Annotated in this window: 14 protein-coding genes and 1 pseudogene; 8 read left to right on the top strand and 7 right to left on the bottom strand. The window is 70.7% G+C overall.

All coding sequences use genetic code 11. The features are described 5' to 3' along the window. The first annotated feature begins 263 nt into the window (after positions 1–263). From CHC08_RS11825 to tuf, 3 genes are all read left to right on the top strand, one after another. Positions 264–1,640, top strand: coding sequence for a hypothetical protein (locus tag CHC08_RS11825; RefSeq protein ID WP_245878268.1), 1,377 nt, complete (start codon positions 264–266; stop codon positions 1,638–1,640). After that, complete coding sequence (locus CHC08_RS11820; RefSeq protein WP_089207281.1) at positions 1,637–2,791, top strand: ARPP-2 domain-containing protein; 1,155 nt, start codon at positions 1,637–1,639, stop codon at positions 2,789–2,791. The genes CHC08_RS11825 and CHC08_RS11820 overlap by 4 nt, the downstream gene beginning before the upstream one ends. Before the next feature lie 266 nt (positions 2,792–3,057). Then, positions 3,058–4,230 (top strand): elongation factor Tu, encoded by a 1,173-nt coding sequence (gene tuf, locus CHC08_RS11815; protein WP_089207280.1) that lies wholly within the window; start codon positions 3,058–3,060, stop codon positions 4,228–4,230. 238 nt (positions 4,231–4,468) lie between these two features. Here the strand turns inward: tuf and CHC08_RS11810 are convergent, their stop codons facing one another. From CHC08_RS11810 to CHC08_RS11800, 3 genes are read right to left on the bottom strand one after another with little or no spacing between them, the layout of a single operon-like run. After that, the gene (locus tag CHC08_RS11810; protein ID WP_089207279.1) at positions 4,469–5,227 is read right to left on the bottom strand and encodes an ABC transporter permease; all 759 of its coding nucleotides are present in this window, start codon (positions 5,225–5,227) and stop codon (positions 4,469–4,471) included. Next, positions 5,224–6,192, bottom strand: a complete 969-nt coding sequence (locus CHC08_RS11805; protein WP_089207278.1) for an ATP-binding cassette domain-containing protein — start codon at positions 6,190–6,192, stop codon at positions 5,224–5,226. The genes CHC08_RS11810 and CHC08_RS11805 overlap by 4 nt, the downstream gene beginning before the upstream one ends. A 5-nt stretch (positions 6,193–6,197) precedes the next feature. Next, on the bottom strand, positions 6,198–6,410 hold the full coding sequence (locus tag CHC08_RS11800) for a hypothetical protein (protein ID WP_089207277.1): 213 nt from the start codon (positions 6,408–6,410) through the stop codon (positions 6,198–6,200). A 162-nt stretch (positions 6,411–6,572) separates the two neighbouring features. Here CHC08_RS11800 and CHC08_RS11795 point away from each other — a divergent pair, with 162 nt between their 5' ends. Then, entirely contained in the window at positions 6,573–7,241 is a 669-nt protein-coding gene (locus tag CHC08_RS11795; RefSeq protein ID WP_089207276.1) for a helix-turn-helix domain-containing protein, read from the top strand. Positions 7,242–7,448: 207 nt separating this feature from the next. Beyond that, positions 7,449–8,075 carry a DUF1349 domain-containing protein gene (locus CHC08_RS11790; RefSeq protein ID WP_089207275.1) on the top strand — a complete coding sequence of 209 codons (627 nt, stop codon included), beginning with the start codon at positions 7,449–7,451 and terminating at the stop codon, positions 8,073–8,075. 195 nt (positions 8,076–8,270) lie between these two features. Here CHC08_RS11790 and CHC08_RS11785 read toward each other — a convergent pair whose 3' ends face one another. Further along, positions 8,271–8,831, bottom strand: a complete 561-nt coding sequence (locus tag CHC08_RS11785; protein ID WP_089207274.1) for a TetR/AcrR family transcriptional regulator — start codon at positions 8,829–8,831, stop codon at positions 8,271–8,273. 104 nt (positions 8,832–8,935) lie between these two features. Here CHC08_RS11785 and CHC08_RS11780 point away from each other — a divergent pair, with 104 nt between their 5' ends. Then, complete coding sequence (locus tag CHC08_RS11780) at positions 8,936–9,853, top strand: NmrA family NAD(P)-binding protein (RefSeq protein ID WP_089207273.1); 918 nt, start codon at positions 8,936–8,938, stop codon at positions 9,851–9,853. 24 nt (positions 9,854–9,877) lie between these two features. Here CHC08_RS11780 and CHC08_RS51450 read toward each other — a convergent pair. From CHC08_RS51450 to CHC08_RS11765, 3 genes and pseudogenes are all read right to left on the bottom strand, one after another. Next, positions 9,878–10,045: pseudogene (locus CHC08_RS51450) on the bottom strand (NAD(P)-dependent alcohol dehydrogenase); the annotation flags it as partial. Between the two features lie 141 nt (positions 10,046–10,186). Beyond that, complete coding sequence (locus CHC08_RS11770) at positions 10,187–11,137, bottom strand: Ppx/GppA phosphatase family protein (RefSeq protein WP_089207414.1); 951 nt, start codon at positions 11,135–11,137, stop codon at positions 10,187–10,189. 381 nt (positions 11,138–11,518) lie between these two features. Continuing rightward, the gene (locus CHC08_RS11765) at positions 11,519–12,097 is read right to left on the bottom strand and encodes a TetR/AcrR family transcriptional regulator (protein ID WP_089207272.1); all 579 of its coding nucleotides are present in this window, start codon (positions 12,095–12,097) and stop codon (positions 11,519–11,521) included. A 55-nt stretch (positions 12,098–12,152) separates the two neighbouring features. On the opposite strand from CHC08_RS11765, the gene CHC08_RS11760 reads away from it, so the two are divergent. Then, complete coding sequence (locus tag CHC08_RS11760) at positions 12,153–13,295, top strand: FAD-dependent monooxygenase (protein ID WP_089207271.1); 1,143 nt, start codon at positions 12,153–12,155, stop codon at positions 13,293–13,295. 414 nt (positions 13,296–13,709) lie between these two features. Further along, entirely contained in the window at positions 13,710–15,014 is a 1,305-nt protein-coding gene (aspS, locus tag CHC08_RS11755) for an aspartate--tRNA(Asn) ligase (protein WP_089207270.1), read from the top strand. Positions 15,015–15,121 lie beyond the last annotated feature (107 nt).

Raw genomic sequence — 15,121 nt, 5'->3', positions numbered from 1 at the left:
CGTGCCGCGTTCGCGCACCGCCAAGGCCGCCGACCGTCGCAGGCGGCGGAAAATAGGGCAGAGGAAGAAGATCTGCCGGTGTTATCCTTCCGGAGCCGACCGCGGGACTCCGGTGCGACTTCCGGAACCCGCCTGTGAAGCGATGATTCGCAGTTCGTGCCCCCATTCCCCGGTCGGCCTCCCAGATCAACCCGGAGACGGAGATCAACGCTCACAGCGAGACCATCGCGGATCTGATAGCCGCCGACGACGTCCTGCTGTTCGTGAACGCGGCGATCACCTCCACCGGCCAGCGTGAGTTCCACTCGGGTGCGGGCGAGCAGAGCCTCTCGCTGGACTTCCTGCACCGCTACCTGCTGGGCAACTACCGCGACCTGTACGCGGCCACCCTCGCCCTGGACGTCAACGACCACAACGCCGTACTGATCGCCCTGAACCTGCTGGCCACGACCGCGGAGGCGGATCCGGACCAGCGTCGCGCCGAGGGGCGCCTGATCGCCCGGCGGCTGGCCCTGCTGCCACCGCCTCGGGTGTACGGGCTGTTCCGCGAACTGCGCCGCGCCAAGGTCAACAACCGGCGCACGAGAGCGATCATGCGGGACTGGCTGGCCGCACGTCCCGACCTCGCGTTCGACGCGGTGAAATACCGCGCCGCCGTCAAGGACGCCGTCCGCCATGCCCATCTGAGGCCGGGTGGAGAGCTGGGGCCGTTCCTGTTCACCCCGCACCGACCGGCCGCGTACACCACACCGATCCTGGAGACCTGGCGGCGGGCCCACTACGAGCAGGCCGCGCTGTACAAGCTGCCCTACACGGTGGCGGAGGGGTTCGCAGCGAAGCACCGCATCGCACGCGCCGCATTCCTGGAGCGCATCGCGCCCCGGCTCACCCGGCTGGAGCGCCTGCGCCTGCAGGAGTCGGCGCGCACTCTGGGGGCCGACGCGGTGCGGGCGGACCTGGCCACGATGCCGCTGACCCGGTTGGCGTCATACGTGCTCGCTCTCTCACCGGACGATCGCGTGCACCGCCGCGCCGAGCTGACGGCGGCGCTGCGCACGGCCGCTCGCCGCAGCGCGGGTGATCAGGCCGGGCGCTGGGGCGCGGTGGTCGCCGTCCTCGACGACAGCTTCTCCTCGTACGGCTCGGGGCACAAGCGCCGCCGTCCGCTCGCCGTCGCGCTCGCCTGCCATTTCCTTCTGGAGGCGCTGGCCTCCGAGTACACGCCGCTGTGGCTTTCCGGCCGCTCGGACGCCCTGCTCGCCCGGCCGTACGGGGCGACACCGCTCGGCGAACGCATCCTCGACGGCCTCGACCGCCGGCCCGAGCGCCTTCTCATCGTCTCCGACGGATGGGACAACTCACCGCCGGGGCTCGCGGGAGAGGTGCTGCGGATCTGGCGCACCCGGCTCGACCCCCGTCACACCTGCGCCGTCGTGCACCTCAACCCGGTGTACGACGCCGCCGACTTCGACGTACGGCGGCTGGCGCCCACCGTCCCGACCGCCGGGATCCGCGACGCCGAGAACCTGGTCGCCCTGGTGGAGCTGGCTCAGTTCGCGGAGGGGCGCACCGGGCTCTTCGAGTTGCGCGCCCACCTGGCACGCCGCATCGAGGAGTTCCTGCGGGAGGATGACGCATGACGGATCTCGCTCTCACCGGGCTGAGCACCCGCCCCGCGCAGACGTGGGGCGGCGTACGGCTCGTCCCGCTGATCCGCGAGAAGCCCATCGAGGACCTGCGGCTCGACGTCCGGCTCTACGACGCGGAGTTCGGCGTTGTGGAGGTGGACTCGCGGACCGTGTACTCCTCCTACATCCCTCACGGGTTCGTGGCGAGCTGGGCGAGCGACGCCACCCCCGCCGCGGCGTACGGAACCCAGCTGCGGGGACCGGCGGAGCGTGACCGCACGCCCAGCCGGATGCCGCTGCGGTTCCACCGCCGTATGGCTCGCCGCACCGACAGGAACCGGCTGCGTTTCCTGCCCCTGCACCTGGCGCTCGAGGGATACCTGGCGCTGCACTTCGGCGGGCCGGAGATCGCGTGGGACGAATGGTCACGCCGCGCGATCAACCGCGGGCTTTCCCCCCGCGTCGAGGAGGCGTACTCCGGCGCCGCGGTCAGAGGCCTGCAGGACGCCCTTCGCGTCTTCGAGATCCACCCCGGCCAGTGCGGCGTCCTGGTTTACGCCGCGGACGCGCTCGCCGCCGCGTTCGTGGTGCCGCACCCCGATGACTACCGCGCCCTGCACTCCACCCTCGTCCATGACCTGTACGGCGAGCTGATCTACCACTACGCGATGCTCAGCATGCCGGTACCCGATTTCCGCGCCCGCATCGTGGACGCGACGGTGCGGTCGCTCGCCGAGCTGCGCGCCCAGGCCCGTCAGCGGCAACAGGAGTGGGCGGCCTTCCACGACCAGGTCATGGCGGGCGGGCTGCTGGGCACCGGCTACACATATCAGCACGTCTACGAGATGGGCGGCTACCGCCTGTCGCGCTTCCTGCCACCCTTCGAGCGGCAGCGGGAGAACCACATCGGCGAGCTCATCACCGACGGCACCGGCCGGCTCGCGTACCTCAAAACGTTCCGGCTGTCGGAGAACCAGGTTCGCCGCGGCCATCTGCTGACCCAGCTCGCCGCCGCCGGCTGGAACCTCGCCGACACCGCCGCCGCACTCGGCGTGACCGAGCCCGAACTCGGCCTGCGCATCAACGCCGCGGGCTTCGGCCACCTCCTTCGCCAGGACGTCCTTGACCACTACCGCGCCCAGGCCCGTCGCGGCCGCCGGTGACCGTCGCCCCGACCCGGGCATCCCGATCGGCGGAAATTCGGTTGCGGTCGCGCCGCGCCGTACCGGACCATGAACGCATGTTCCGGCACGCCACTCTCGCGACGCCCGCCACCGCGGGCGCGCCGAAGCGTGCCTCGATGCCCGCCGCGCAGCGGCTTGACGGCGCGGAGCGCTGACCCTTTCCCGTGAGTCCTGGGTGACCCGGCGGGGAGGGGTTGGCCGAGCCCGGGTCACCGCCACAGGCGAGCGTCGAAGGAAAAAAGATCATGGCCAAGCAGGCCTATGTGCGCACCAAGCCGCACCTCAACATCGGCACGATGGGACACGTCGACCACGGCAAGACCACGCTCACCGCGGCGATCACCAAGGTGCTCAGCAAGCGGGGCGGCGCGAAGTACGTGCCGTTCGACCGGATCGACCGGGCACCCGAGGAGGCCACGCGGGGCATCACCATCAACATCTCCCACGTCGAGTACGAGACGGCCACGCGCCACTACGCGCACGTGGACATGCCCGGCCACGCCGACTACGTGAAGAACATGATCACGGGGGCGGCGCAGCTCGACGGGGCGATCCTGGTGGTGTCCGCGCTGGACGGGATCATGCCGCAGACCCGCGAACACGTGCTGCTCGCGCAGCGGGTGGGCGTCGAGCACGTCGTGGTCGCGCTCAACAAGGCCGACGGGGCCGACCCGGAGCTGGCCGACCTCGTCGAACTGGAGCTGAGGGACCTGCTCGCCAAGCACGGCTATCAGGACGTGCCCATCGTGAGGGTCTCCGGGCTGCGGGCGCTGGAGGGCGACCCGGAGTGGGTCGCCTCCATCGAGGCGCTGCTCCAGGCGGTCGACGACCACGTCCCGGTTCCGGTCCGCTACACCGACGTTCCGTTCCTGCTGCCTGTGGAGAACGCGCTGACCGTCACCGGACGGGGCACGGTCGTCACCGGGGCGATCGAGCGCGGCACCGTCAAGATCGGCGACACCGTCCAGGCCGTCGGGCTCGGCGAGGGCTTCACCGCGGTGGTCACCGGGGTCGAGACCTTCGGCAAGACCATGGAGCGGGGCGAGGCCGGCGACAACGCGGCGCTGTTGCTGCGCGGGATCCGACGCGAGCAGGTGCGGCGGGGTCAGGTGCTGGTCGCGCCCGGCACCCAGAGCGCCCACCGGCTGTTCACCGCCCGCGTCTACCTCCTGACAGGTGACGAGGGTGGCCGGAGTACGGCTGTCGCGACGGGCTATCGCCCGCAGTTCTATCTGCGGACGACCGACGTTCCTGGCCGGATGGACCTGCGCGGTGACGGTCTCGCCCTGCCCGGCGAGACCGTCGAGGTCACCGTCGAGCTCGGCAGGCCGGTGGCCCTGGAGACCGGGCTCGGCTTCGCCATCCGCGAGGGCGGCAAGACCGTCGGCGCGGGTACGGTAACGGCCCTGCTCGACTGATCCGGGCCCGCGGGGCGACCCCCCGCGGGCCCAAGATCAGGACTTGTCGGAGGAAGCGCGCAGAAATAAGCGGTAGCGGATCCAGGGGCTCAAGCTCGGGTCGAGAAGGATCCGCGCGGATTGAACGGCAGGCGGTGTGGTCGGCCGGTGGCCGGTCGTCGCAACCGGTGCCGGATCATGCGACCTCCCCGAGGTGGGCGAGACGGCGCGGACGCCCTGTCCCGGCCAAGGGTGGATCTCATCGGTTGTAGAGCCTCCGTGCCCACAGGTATCCGGCCAGGGCGATGACCGCGCTCCAGACGGCCGCCTCCACAAAACTGGAGCCGGCGGGGCGGCCGGCGAGCAGCGCGCGCAGGGTCTCGATGACGGAGGTGAACGGCTGGTGCTCGGCGAACCAGCGCAATCCAGTCGGCATCGACTCGGTCGGGACGAAGCCGCTGCCGAGGAAGGGCAGGATCATCAGCGGCATCGGCAGGTTGCTGGCCGTGGTGACGCTCTTGGAGACCATGGCGAGTGCGACCGACAGCCAGGTGATGGCGAAGGTGAACATGACCAGCGCACCGACCACGCCGAGCCAGTCCAGCGCCGAGGCGGACGGGCGGAAGCCGATCAGCACGGCCACTCCGGTCACCACCGCGATCGCGATGAACGTCTGCACCATCGCGCCGAGCACGTGGCCGGTGAGCACCGAGACGCGGGCGATGGCCATGGTCTTGAACCGGGCGATGATGCCCTCGGCCATGTCGGTGGCCACCGAGATCGCGGTCCCCTGCGCGGCGCCCGCGATCGTCGTGATCATGATGCCGGGGGTGAGGTAACCGACGTAGGCGGTGCGGTCGCCGCCGATGCCCGCGCCCATGGTGCCGCCGAAGACGTAGACGAACAGCAGCAGGAACACCACGGGAACGGCGGCGAACGTGAGGATCAGCGAGGGGTAGCGCCAGATGTGTTTGATCTGGCGGCGCAGCATCGTCGCCGAGTCGGTGATCGCTCTCATCGGGAGGGCTCCTTGGTCGAGGACTCCTGGGTCAGGGTGAGGAAGACGTCGTCCAGGTCGGGGGTGTGCACCGTCAGCTCGGCGACGTCGACGGCCTGGGTGTCCAGCCACTCCAGGAGGTTCTTCAGCGTCTTGACGCCGCCGGAGCCGGGGATCTGGGCGGTGAGCGCCGCGTCGTCGCGCGAGGTGGCGCCGATGTGCGGGACAGCTCTGCGGTAACCGTCGGCGTCGGCGAAGCGCACGACGATGTGGCCGCCGGGGACCAGCCGTTTGAGCTCCTGCGGGGTGCCCTCGGCCACCAGTTCGCCCTGGCTGAGCAGGGCGATGCGGTCGGCGAGCTCGTCGGCCTCCTCCAGATACTGGGTGGTCAGGAAGATGGTCACACCGTCCTGCTCGACCAGTTCCCTGACGATCTGCCACATGGTGCGGCGGCTGCGCGGGTCCAGGCCGGCGGTCGGCTCGTCGAGAAAGATGATCCTGGGTGTGCCGACCATGGTCATGGCGAGGTCGAGCCGGCGGCGCATGCCGCCCGAGTAGGCGGCCACCGGCTTGCGTGCGGCGTCGGTGAGGCCGAAGCGGTCCAGCAGTTCGCGGATGCGCCTGCCGCCGCGGGAGCGGCCGAGGTGGAGCAGGTCGGCCATGAGCCGCAGGTTCTCCTCGCCGGTGAGCAGGTGGTCCACGGCGGAGAACTGGCCGGTGACCCCGATCGCGGCGCGCACCGTGTCGGGTTCTCCGGCCAGGTCGTGCCCGGCCACCCAGATCTCGCCGGCGTCGGCCCTGATCAGGGTGGACAGGATCTGCACCGTGGTGGTCTTGCCCGCGCCGTTGGGACCGAGCAGGGAGAAGATCGTGCCCTGCGGGATGGTGAGGTCGATGCCGTCCAAGACGCGGTGCGAGCCGTATGACTTGCGCAGTCCCGTCACCGAGATGGCGGGCATGGGGCCGGGGGTCTCGATGGTCCTCATCGTGTTCAACCTCGGTCCCGGGTGATGGGCAGGCTGCGCGCGCCGTGGATCCGCGAGGGGGCGGTGCGCAGCTGCGTCTCTTCTTCCGGTACGGCGAGCCGCAGCGCCAAAAATCGGGTGAGCAGCGCGGTGACCTCGGGGGCGGGAGCGAAGGGGCAGGCGGGTGCGCGGTCGAAGGGCGGGGCGACCGGATCTTCACGATAATACGCGTTCGGCATACATTGAAAGCTACGTTGCATTCAGAATAATCGTCAATCAACAACTTCACATATACGCAGGTAAATGCGGGAAAACTGATGCAATGACGCTGGGATCGAATGCAATGAAATGTTGCAATGGATGGCGGCGAACGCAATAATGGCGTCATGCCAGGAGGAAGGTTGACCCAGCAGGACCGTCATCGCATCGCGACCGGCCTCGCCGAAAGACTCTCCTACGCCGAGATCGCCAGGCGGCTCGACCGGCCGACCTCGACGATCAGCAGGGAGATCGGCCGCAACGGCGGCCCCGGCGGTTACCGGCCCGAGCGGGCGCACCGGGCGACGGAGCGGCGGGCGCGGCGCGGCACGCCGGCTCCCCCGTCCGCGGTAGGCCCGCCGGACGGCAAGGCCGGCGAGGTGGGAGACGGTGCCATCGAGATGGCGGTCGGGATGGGCCTGCCGAAGATGATGGCGCGCGTGCTCATCGGCCTGTGGCTGAGCGAGGACGGCAGGCTCACCGCGACCGAGCTGACGCGCGGGCTGAAGGTCAGCCCGGCCTCGGTCTCCATGGCCGTGGGCTATCTGATCCGGCAGGGGCTGATCAGGCGCGAGCGCGATCCGCAGCGGCGTCGCGACATCTACGTGGTCGACGACGACGCCTGGTACCACTCGATACTGACCGGCTCGCGGCAGACGCTCGAGGCGGCGCAGGCCGCGAAGGCGGGGGCGGAGGCGCTCGGGCTCGACACGCCCGTGGGGCGCCGGCTGGCCAGGGGCGGGGCATTCCTGGAACGGATCAGCCTGGACACGCTGGAGTCGGCCGAGCGCTGGCGCGACCTCCTGTCGTGATCAGCCCAGCGGGCCGGCTGCCGGGCCTGCGCGACCTTTACATTCGATGAGCCCTGGATCGATCATTGACTTTCCAGATCGGAACGGAATGCCGAATCAAGCGACCGTCATCCGTAGCGACCTGTGAGAACGCTCTACTCCGCGGCTGGGACGACTTCGGGAGCACCGGGCCGGCACAGCGATGAACCGACGACAGACGGAGACGACATGGCCATCGCCTGGAACGTACCGGGCCTGCCCTTCACCCTCTCGCCGTCCTCCGAGGCGGCATGGACGATCGCCGGGACGCCCGCCACGGTGACGGCCTCGGCCGCCCCCCACAGCGACATCTTCATCGACCCGGGAGCCGGCACCCAGCTCAACGCCGAGTCGATGCTCAACGCGGCGACTCTGCTCGGTGTTCCCCCGGACGGTGACTTCCAGTTCAGCGCCCGCGTCACCGTGGAGTTCGCCTCGACCTACGACGCGGGGGTGCTGCTCCTGTGGATCGACGACCGCCACTGGGGCAAGCTCTGCTTCGAGTTCTCCCCCGACGGCGAGCCGATGATCGTCTCCGTGGTCGCCCGCGGCGTCGCCGATGACGCCAACGCCTTTGTCGTCGACGGCCGGACGGTGTGGCTGCGGGTCTCCCGGATCGACCACACCTTCGCCTACCACGCCTCCCTCGACGGGAAGACCTGGCGGATGATCCGCTTCTTCGCCATCGACGGCACGTCCACGCCCGCCGCGATCGGCTTCGAGGCGCAGTCGCCGACCGGTGACGGGTGCGTCGTCGTCTTCGACGACATCCGCTTCACGCGCGAGCGCCTGGGCGAACTGCGCGACGGCTCGTGAGCCGAGCGAACACAGCGCACCCCCCGATGCGCGTCTTGGAGACCGCGGCCTTGACATAGGTCGCTCACCGGGCTCGTCGGCGCGATCAGAGACCATGATTGACTTCGGTTTCCTCGCGCCGTTCACCCTGGCGGAACGCACTGGGCCCCGGAGTCCCCGTGCGAACCCAGGGAGTCGAACCGCGCTTCACTCCGCTCACCTCCGAGGGCTGACTCCCTCCATGGTCAGGCCGAGCAGCCGGTGCGCCTCGGCCGCGGGGTCCGGGTGGTGTTCCGTGACCAGGACGATGCCCGTGACCAGAGTGATCAGGTCGGCTGTGGTCACGCCCGGCGCCACCGCGCCGGCCCGAGTGGCGTGCCGCAGCAGCGGGTCGGCCGCCCCGGTGAGTTTCGCCGAGCAGGCGTTCACATGTTCCGGGTCGTCCATCCCGTCCTGGACCAGCGCGTCGGCCATGCCCCGCGCGGAGGCGGCGTACGTGGTGAGCGCGCCCAGCCAGTCCAGCAGCGCGGCCCGCGCGTCGGCCGCCCCGGCCAACTCCGCGGCGCGGGCGCACAGGGCCTCGATCCGCTCGCTGAACACCGCCTCCAACAGCGCGCGCCGGCCGGGGAAGTGCCGGCGCACGGTGGCCGATCCGACTCCCGCGGTGCGGGCGATCTGTTCCAGGGAGGCGTCGGCGCCGTGCGCGGCGACCTCCTCCTCGGCCACGGCGAGGATCCGCGCGTAGTTGCGCCGGGCGTCGGCGCGCTGGACGGTCATGGCGTCATCTCCGAGCTTGCTAAATGGCGGGGCCCTCCGTATCGTACCGGAATATAAGTGGCGGGCCTCGCCACTTAGTTGCGTGTAACCACCCGAGGAACACCATGACCACAAGCTCCGCACCCGTCCTGGTCACCGGCGCCACCGGCCGCCAAGGCAGCGCCACCGCCCGCGCCCTGCTCGCGATGGGCATCCCCGTCCGGGCCCTGGTCCGCAATCCGGCAACCGACCGGGCGAAGGCCGTCGAGGCGCTCGGCGCCGAACTGGTCACCGGCGACCTCGACGACCGCGACTCCGTGACCCGGGCCGCCGAAGGAGCTCGCGCCGTCTTCTCTGTGCAGATGCCCGACATGAACGGACGCGCCTTCGAAGGCGAGTTTGCCCAGGCCGTCAATCTGATCGAGGGCGCGAGGGCCGCCGAGGTGCCCCAGTTCGTGCACACCTCCGTCTCCGGCGCCGGGCAGCACACCGAGGAGCCAGGCTGGGCCGAAGGCCGGTGGGCCGCGATGGAGCCCTACTACACCACCAAGGCCGGCATCCAGGACCGGGTCCGTGAAGCGGGCTTCACGCACTGGACGCTCATCAAACCGGGCTTCTTCATGGAGAATCTCCTGCCCTCCGAGGCGTTCCTGTTTCCCCGCGGCGTCGAGGGTGGCCTGGTGAGCATCCTGAAGCCCGGGACTCAGATGTCCCTCGTCGCGGTCGACGACATCGGCAGGGCCGCCGCCGCCGCCATCGCCGCGCCCGAGCGGTTCGACCGTGTCGAGCTGGAGCTGGCCGGCGACTACCTGACGATGACCGACATCGCCAAGGTCCTCTCTCACAGCCTGGGAACCGAGCTGGCCGCACCCGACATGACCCTGGAGGAGGCCATCGCCGCCGGGATGCCGCCCGCGGGCGCCAGCCACGAACGGACAAACGTGGTCGGCCAGCCCGCCCGCCCGCAGTACGCGCAGGCCCTGGGCATCCCGCTCACCAGCTTCGAAGAATGGGCACAGGAGCACCTGCGAGCCACAGCCTGACGCTGTGCGAGGGTGGTCGCGGCGCCCCGTCACCAGTCGCAGCTTCCCAGCTCGGCCGGCCAGTTCGCCGCCGTTGACGCCGGCCGCGTGGACGCGGACCAGCACCTCACCGGGCTTGACGTCCGGCACGGGTACTTTGCCCTCGTACAGCACCTCCGGGGGGCCGTATCGGTCATAGAGGGCTGCGCGCATCGTCCATGGCGCGCTTGCTCTTCGGCACCGATGTTCCTTGCCCACCTGCCCCTCGGCCGTTCGCCGGCGGCGACCTGACGTCGTGCGCGAAGCGACGGCAACCGGGTCCGGTCGCGTCGCTCGACGCCCGCCGTGGGGGGCTTAGCGGTGTCGGCTCTCTCTCGGTTTTTCACCCGGGGTTACGCCCAGGTGTTCCAGCAGGAGTCCTTCCCGGGTGGACCAGGGGCAGATCTCCGCGCGGGTGGCCCCGCAGGCTTCCATCAGGGCTTCGGCCACCAGCGCGCCGGCGAGGGACTGCTCGGCGCGGTGGCCGCTGATGCCCGGCAGGTCACCGCGGCCGGCCGTGTCGGTGCCGGCCAGCAGGGCGAGCGATGCCCGGAGCCCGGGCAGGGTCAGACGCCGGCGTGCGTACGCCGGTTTGCCGCCGGCGGCGGCGGCGAGCCGGGCGAGTTGCGTGAAGGTCTTGGAGCAGGCCACCACACGCCCGCCCCGCTGGGCCTGCGGCAGGTCGGGCAGTTGGCGCAGGACGTGACGCAGGTGCTGTCGAACCTCCTCCAGGTGCCGTCTGGAGGAGGGGCCGCCGGGCAGCAGCTCGCGGGTGATCCTTCTGGCGCCGAGCGGCAGCGAGTGCACGATGTGAGGCTGCTCGCCGGTGCCGGCGGCGATCTCCACGGTGCCGCCGCCGATGTCCAGGACCAGCAGCGGGCTGCTCGTCTGGTTCGCCCAGCGGCGGGCGGCGACGTACGCCAGTCGCGCTTCCTCCTGGCCCGACATCACCTGCAGGTGGGTGCCGGTGGCTTGGGCGACCCGGGTGATGACCTCATCGCGGTTGGGCGCGTCCCGGATGACGGAGGTGGCGAACGCGAACACCTCCTGCCGCGAGTCCGCCCCGCCCATCGCCTTGGCCACCGCCCGCTGCACGCTGCGCACCCCGCGTTCGCTCACCCGTCCGTCCGGGGTGAGCATCTGGTGCAGCCCCAGCCGCACCTTGCAGGACACCATCGTCTCCAGCCCCGCCTTCTTCCGCGAGGGTCGGACCACGATGAGGAAAGCGCTGTGGCACCCGACGTCCAGTACTCCCGCTTGCCGCATCCGCACCGCCCTCTCCATTCTGCAGGCCACATCCCGCATAGGGATGATCGTCCTCCATCAACCGCCCTCACGGGGCCGGCAGCGCGCCAAAGAACGGTCGAGTATCCATGCGGTGGACCGAGCACGAGGCCCCGGCCGAGCCGGCGAACGCGGCCCGTCTCCGGATCCGCCCCCCTGCCCTAAGCCCCGTAGGTCAATCCACCCATCGGATGCATCTGTCCCTTCGCGGTATCCGCCAGGGACTGTGGAAAAACGGCGTCTCCCCGATCCCGGCTGCTTGACGCGGAGAGGGGCCATCGCCCTCCATCCGAATAGGGTGAGCCACTGCGGGGCAGGGAACCCGCCGACGTCGACGTGTGCTTCGGGAAGGTGCCGCGCCAGTCATCCGGATACGGCCGAGCCGTACACCATGGTGTCGACGATGTCCTCGACGACGGGCCGGGTGACACTGCCCGCAGGCGCGCTGACCAGGGCGAACAGGGCGCTGCCGTAGAGCGCGATGAGCGCGGGGACCTTCTCGCGCGCGATCTTCAGCCCCAGCTGGTCGTGATATTCGGCGGTGAAACGCACCGCGACCTCCTGCAGCCCCGCCAGCGCCGCGGCCAGTGCCGGACGGCGCACCGCCTCCAGCTGTAGCTCGAAGATCGCAAGGTAGCGGTGGCGCAGGGTGGTCACCGCCGCGAGCAACGACTCGGTCAGCATCTCCACCAGGTCGGCGTCGCCCGCAGGTCGGTGCTCGGCCGCCTGGTCCATGTCTGCCAGGTGGAGCTCGACCACCCGCTCGGCGGCGGCCACCAGCAGCGCCTCGCGGCTGCGGAAGTAGTTGGACGCCGTGCCGGTCGGCAGCCCCGCCTCCTTCTCCACCGCACGATGGGTCACCCCGTGCACCCCCGAGGCCGCCAGCAGGTCGATGGCGGCGTCCGTCAGGGCCTGGCGGCGGGCTGGATTGGTGGGCGGCACCCTGCCATGCTACCAATAACCGTAGTAGTACGTTCGTAGTGAATGGAGGAGTGCCATGCGTGTCGTCGTGGTCGGTGCCGGGCTGGGTGGAGTGGTGGCCGCGGTGGGCCTGCACCGTCAGGGACATCAGGTGACCCTCTACGAGCGGGGCGCCGAGCTCCGCGAGGCGGGCACCGGCGTGGTGATCATGCCCAACGGGCTCCGGGCGCTGGAGGAGCTCGGCTACGACGCCGAGGGACAGTCCACCCCTGCCCGCAGCGCCGGGCTGCGCGACTGGCGCGGGCGGCCGCTGCTGATCACCGACGCCGTACGGGCACAGCGCGAGGTCGGGTCGATGATCGTGGCCGACCGGGCGAAGCTGCACCGCACCCTGCGCGCCCCGCTGCCCGCCGAGGCGGTGCGGACCGCGACACCGGTGGAGCGGCTGGAGCCCGGCGTGGACGGAGTGACGGTGTTCAGCGGCGGCGAGCGCGTCGACGAGGCGGACGCGGTGATCGTGGCCGACGGGATCGGCAGCAGGCTGCGCGGGCAGCTGTTTCCCGGGCACCGCGGGTTGCGCAGGATCGGCCGCATGGACCTGCGCGGCACCCTGCCCAGCCGCGCGGGGCTGGACGTGGAGGAGTTGCTGGCCGGCATCCTGATCGACCGGCGCACCGGGGCGATGTTCGGGCTGTTCCCCATCGGCTCGGACCGGCTGTACTGGTTCACCGACTCCGCGCTGCCGGAGCCCGTCCCGGGGCCGAAGGACGCGCGCGAGCAGATGCTGGCGCTGATGGCCGACTGGCACCCGGCCGTCCCCGCGCTGCTGGCGGCCACCGCGGCCGACGACGTCTACGTCGACCCGATCGCCTGCCTGGCCGAGCCGCTGCCGGCGTTCGCGACCGGCAGGATCGCGCTGCTCGGCGACGCCGCGCACGCCATGACGCCCGACCTCGGGCAGGGCGCCAGCCAGGCCTTCGAGGACGCCGCCGCGCTCGCCCGCCACCTGTCGGGGGCCGGGCCCGCCGAGGTGGCCGAGCGGCTGCTGCGCTACGACGCGCAGCGCCGCCCACGCGCCAACCGGCTGATGCGGGCCGCGGAGCGGCAGTCGCGGCTGACCTCGCAGACCGGAGCCGCCGCCTGGGCGCGTGACACCCTGCTGCGCGCGATCCCGGCCCGCCTGGCCACCCGGCAGCTTGCCGCCATCTGGCACGCCTAGTGCGACTCGCGGGCATCCAGGCCGGATCTTTCTCGGCCGTTGAGCAGCCGCCAGGTGGTCAGGGCGAGCCTCGCCGAAATCGGCGGCGATAATTCGGTATGAGGCCGGGCGCGACCCGGGTTAGGATGGCGCCCAACAGCGACGACGGAGCCGAGTAGCACCTCGATCACCGGAGTTGGAGAGAGCCGCCGGCAGCTGCGAAGGCGGACTCCGACCGGGGTGTGAAGACCCTCCTGAGCTGCGGGGAAGAACGGCCCTCGGGCCCAGTAGAGTCCCGCCGAATCGCCCACGTCAAGGGTTTGCAGAGGCTACGCCGCGCGAGTCGGTGGCGTAGCGAAGGTGTGGTGGTACCGCGAGGATCCCGCTCGCCCACGCCTCTCAGGGGACGCGTTGCGAACCAGAGGAGGCACCACCATGCAACGCATCCTGTCCACCCAGCTGTCCGCACACGTCGGCGAGACCGTACGCATCGCGGGCTGGATTCATCGTCGCCGGCTGTTGAAGTCGGTCGCCTTCCTGATCCTGCGCGACGCCGCGGGCCTGACCCAGATCGTCGTGTCCGAAAAGGCCGCCCGCGCTCAGCTGGAGGCCCTGCCGGAAGAGACGACGGTCGCCGTCGTCGGCACGGTCACCGCAGAGCCGTCCGCACCGGGCGGCGTCGAGATCACCTCACCGGTGATCGAGGCGTTGACCGACCCCGCCGAGCCGGCGCCGTTCGACCTCTACCGGCCCGACCTGCGCGCGAGCCTGCCGGCAATGCTCGACCACGCGCCGGTCGCGTTGCGCCACCCGAAGCTCGCCGCCGTCCACCGCATCAGCGCGGCCGCGGTCGGCGGGTTCCGTACGGCGCTCGAAGCGATGTCGTTCGTCGAGATCCACACCCCGAAGATCGTGGGCACGGCGACCGAGAGCGGCGCCAACGTCTTCAAGCTCGACTACTTCGGCCGTCCGGCATACCTGGCGCAGTCTCCTCAGCTCTACAAGCAGATGATGGTCGGCGTCTTCGAGCGGGTCTACGAAGTCGGACCGGTCTTCCGCGCCGAGCCGAGCGACACCGCCCGCCACCTCGCGTCGTACACCTCTCTCGACGCCGAGATGGGCTTCATCGAGGACCACCGTGACGTCATCGCCGCGTGCCACGCGACGGTCGGGGGCATGCTGGCCGGCATCCGCGCCTCGGCCGGTCCCTCGCTTGAGCTTCTCGACGTCACCATGCCCGCGCTGACGGAGAAACCCGTGGTGGTGCACTTCGCCGACGTGCTTGAGATGATCAGCAGGGCGACCGGCCAGGACGTGACCGCCGAGCCTGACCTCGCGCCGGCGCATGAGCGTTGGATCGGCGAGTGGGCCCTGCGTGAGCATGGCTCCGACTTCGTGTTCGTCGAGGGATACCCGACCGCGCATCGCGCGTTCTACACGCATCCGGACCCGGAACGGCCCGGCTACTCGCGCGCGATCGACCTGATCTTCCGTGGCCTGGAGCTGGTCAGCGGCGGCCAGCGGTTGCACCGGCACGCCGACTACGTACGAGCACTGACCGCGCGCGGCGAGAGCGACCTGTCGGCATACTCGGGATACCTCGACGCGATGCGCTACGGCATGCCGCCGCACGGCGGCTTCGCCTTCGGGCTGGAACGGTTCATGGCACGCCTGCTCGACGTGCCGAACGTACGCCAGGTCACGCTGTTCCCCCGCGACCTGCACCGGCTCTCCCCGTGAACGACGCCGGTGAAACCCTCGCGGATCGCTGAGCCGAAGATCCGCGGGCGCGGCGATGACCGGGCGCCGACCTGCGAGGTCGAGTAGCCCGTGCAGTGAGCCGCCGA

The organism is Streptosporangium subroseum (genome assembly GCF_900188345.1).
In the GTDB taxonomy this organism is placed as follows: domain Bacteria; phylum Actinomycetota; class Actinomycetes; order Streptosporangiales; family Streptosporangiaceae; genus Streptosporangium; species Streptosporangium subroseum.
Note: the sequence above shows the minus strand (reverse complement) of the source record. Positions and strands in the feature narration are given on the sequence as shown.

Bases quoted from the DNA above. Each gene is read 5' to 3' on its own strand.
- CHC08_RS11820 (WP_089207281.1), top strand. From the start codon at position 1,637: ATGACGGATCTCGCTCTCACCGGGCTGAGCACCCGCCCCGCGCAGACG.
- tuf (WP_089207280.1), top strand. From the start codon at position 3,058: ATGGCCAAGCAGGCCTATGTGCGCACCAAGCCGCACCTCAACATCGGC.
- CHC08_RS11810 (WP_089207279.1), bottom strand. From the start codon at position 5,227: ATGAGAGCGATCACCGACTCGGCGACGATGCTGCGCCGCCAGATCAAA.
- CHC08_RS11805 (WP_089207278.1), bottom strand. From the start codon at position 6,192: ATGAGGACCATCGAGACCCCCGGCCCCATGCCCGCCATCTCGGTGACG.
- CHC08_RS11800 (WP_089207277.1), bottom strand. From the start codon at position 6,410: ATGCCGAACGCGTATTATCGTGAAGATCCGGTCGCCCCGCCCTTCGAC.
- CHC08_RS11790 (WP_089207275.1), top strand. From the start codon at position 7,449: ATGGCCATCGCCTGGAACGTACCGGGCCTGCCCTTCACCCTCTCGCCG.
- CHC08_RS11785 (WP_089207274.1), bottom strand. From the start codon at position 8,831: ATGACCGTCCAGCGCGCCGACGCCCGGCGCAACTACGCGCGGATCCTC.
- CHC08_RS11780 (WP_089207273.1), top strand. From the start codon at position 8,936: ATGACCACAAGCTCCGCACCCGTCCTGGTCACCGGCGCCACCGGCCGC.
- CHC08_RS11770 (WP_089207414.1), bottom strand. From the start codon at position 11,137: ATGCGGCAAGCGGGAGTACTGGACGTCGGGTGCCACAGCGCTTTCCTC.
- CHC08_RS11760 (WP_089207271.1), top strand. From the start codon at position 12,153: ATGCGTGTCGTCGTGGTCGGTGCCGGGCTGGGTGGAGTGGTGGCCGCG.
- aspS (WP_089207270.1), top strand. From the start codon at position 13,710: ATGCAACGCATCCTGTCCACCCAGCTGTCCGCACACGTCGGCGAGACC.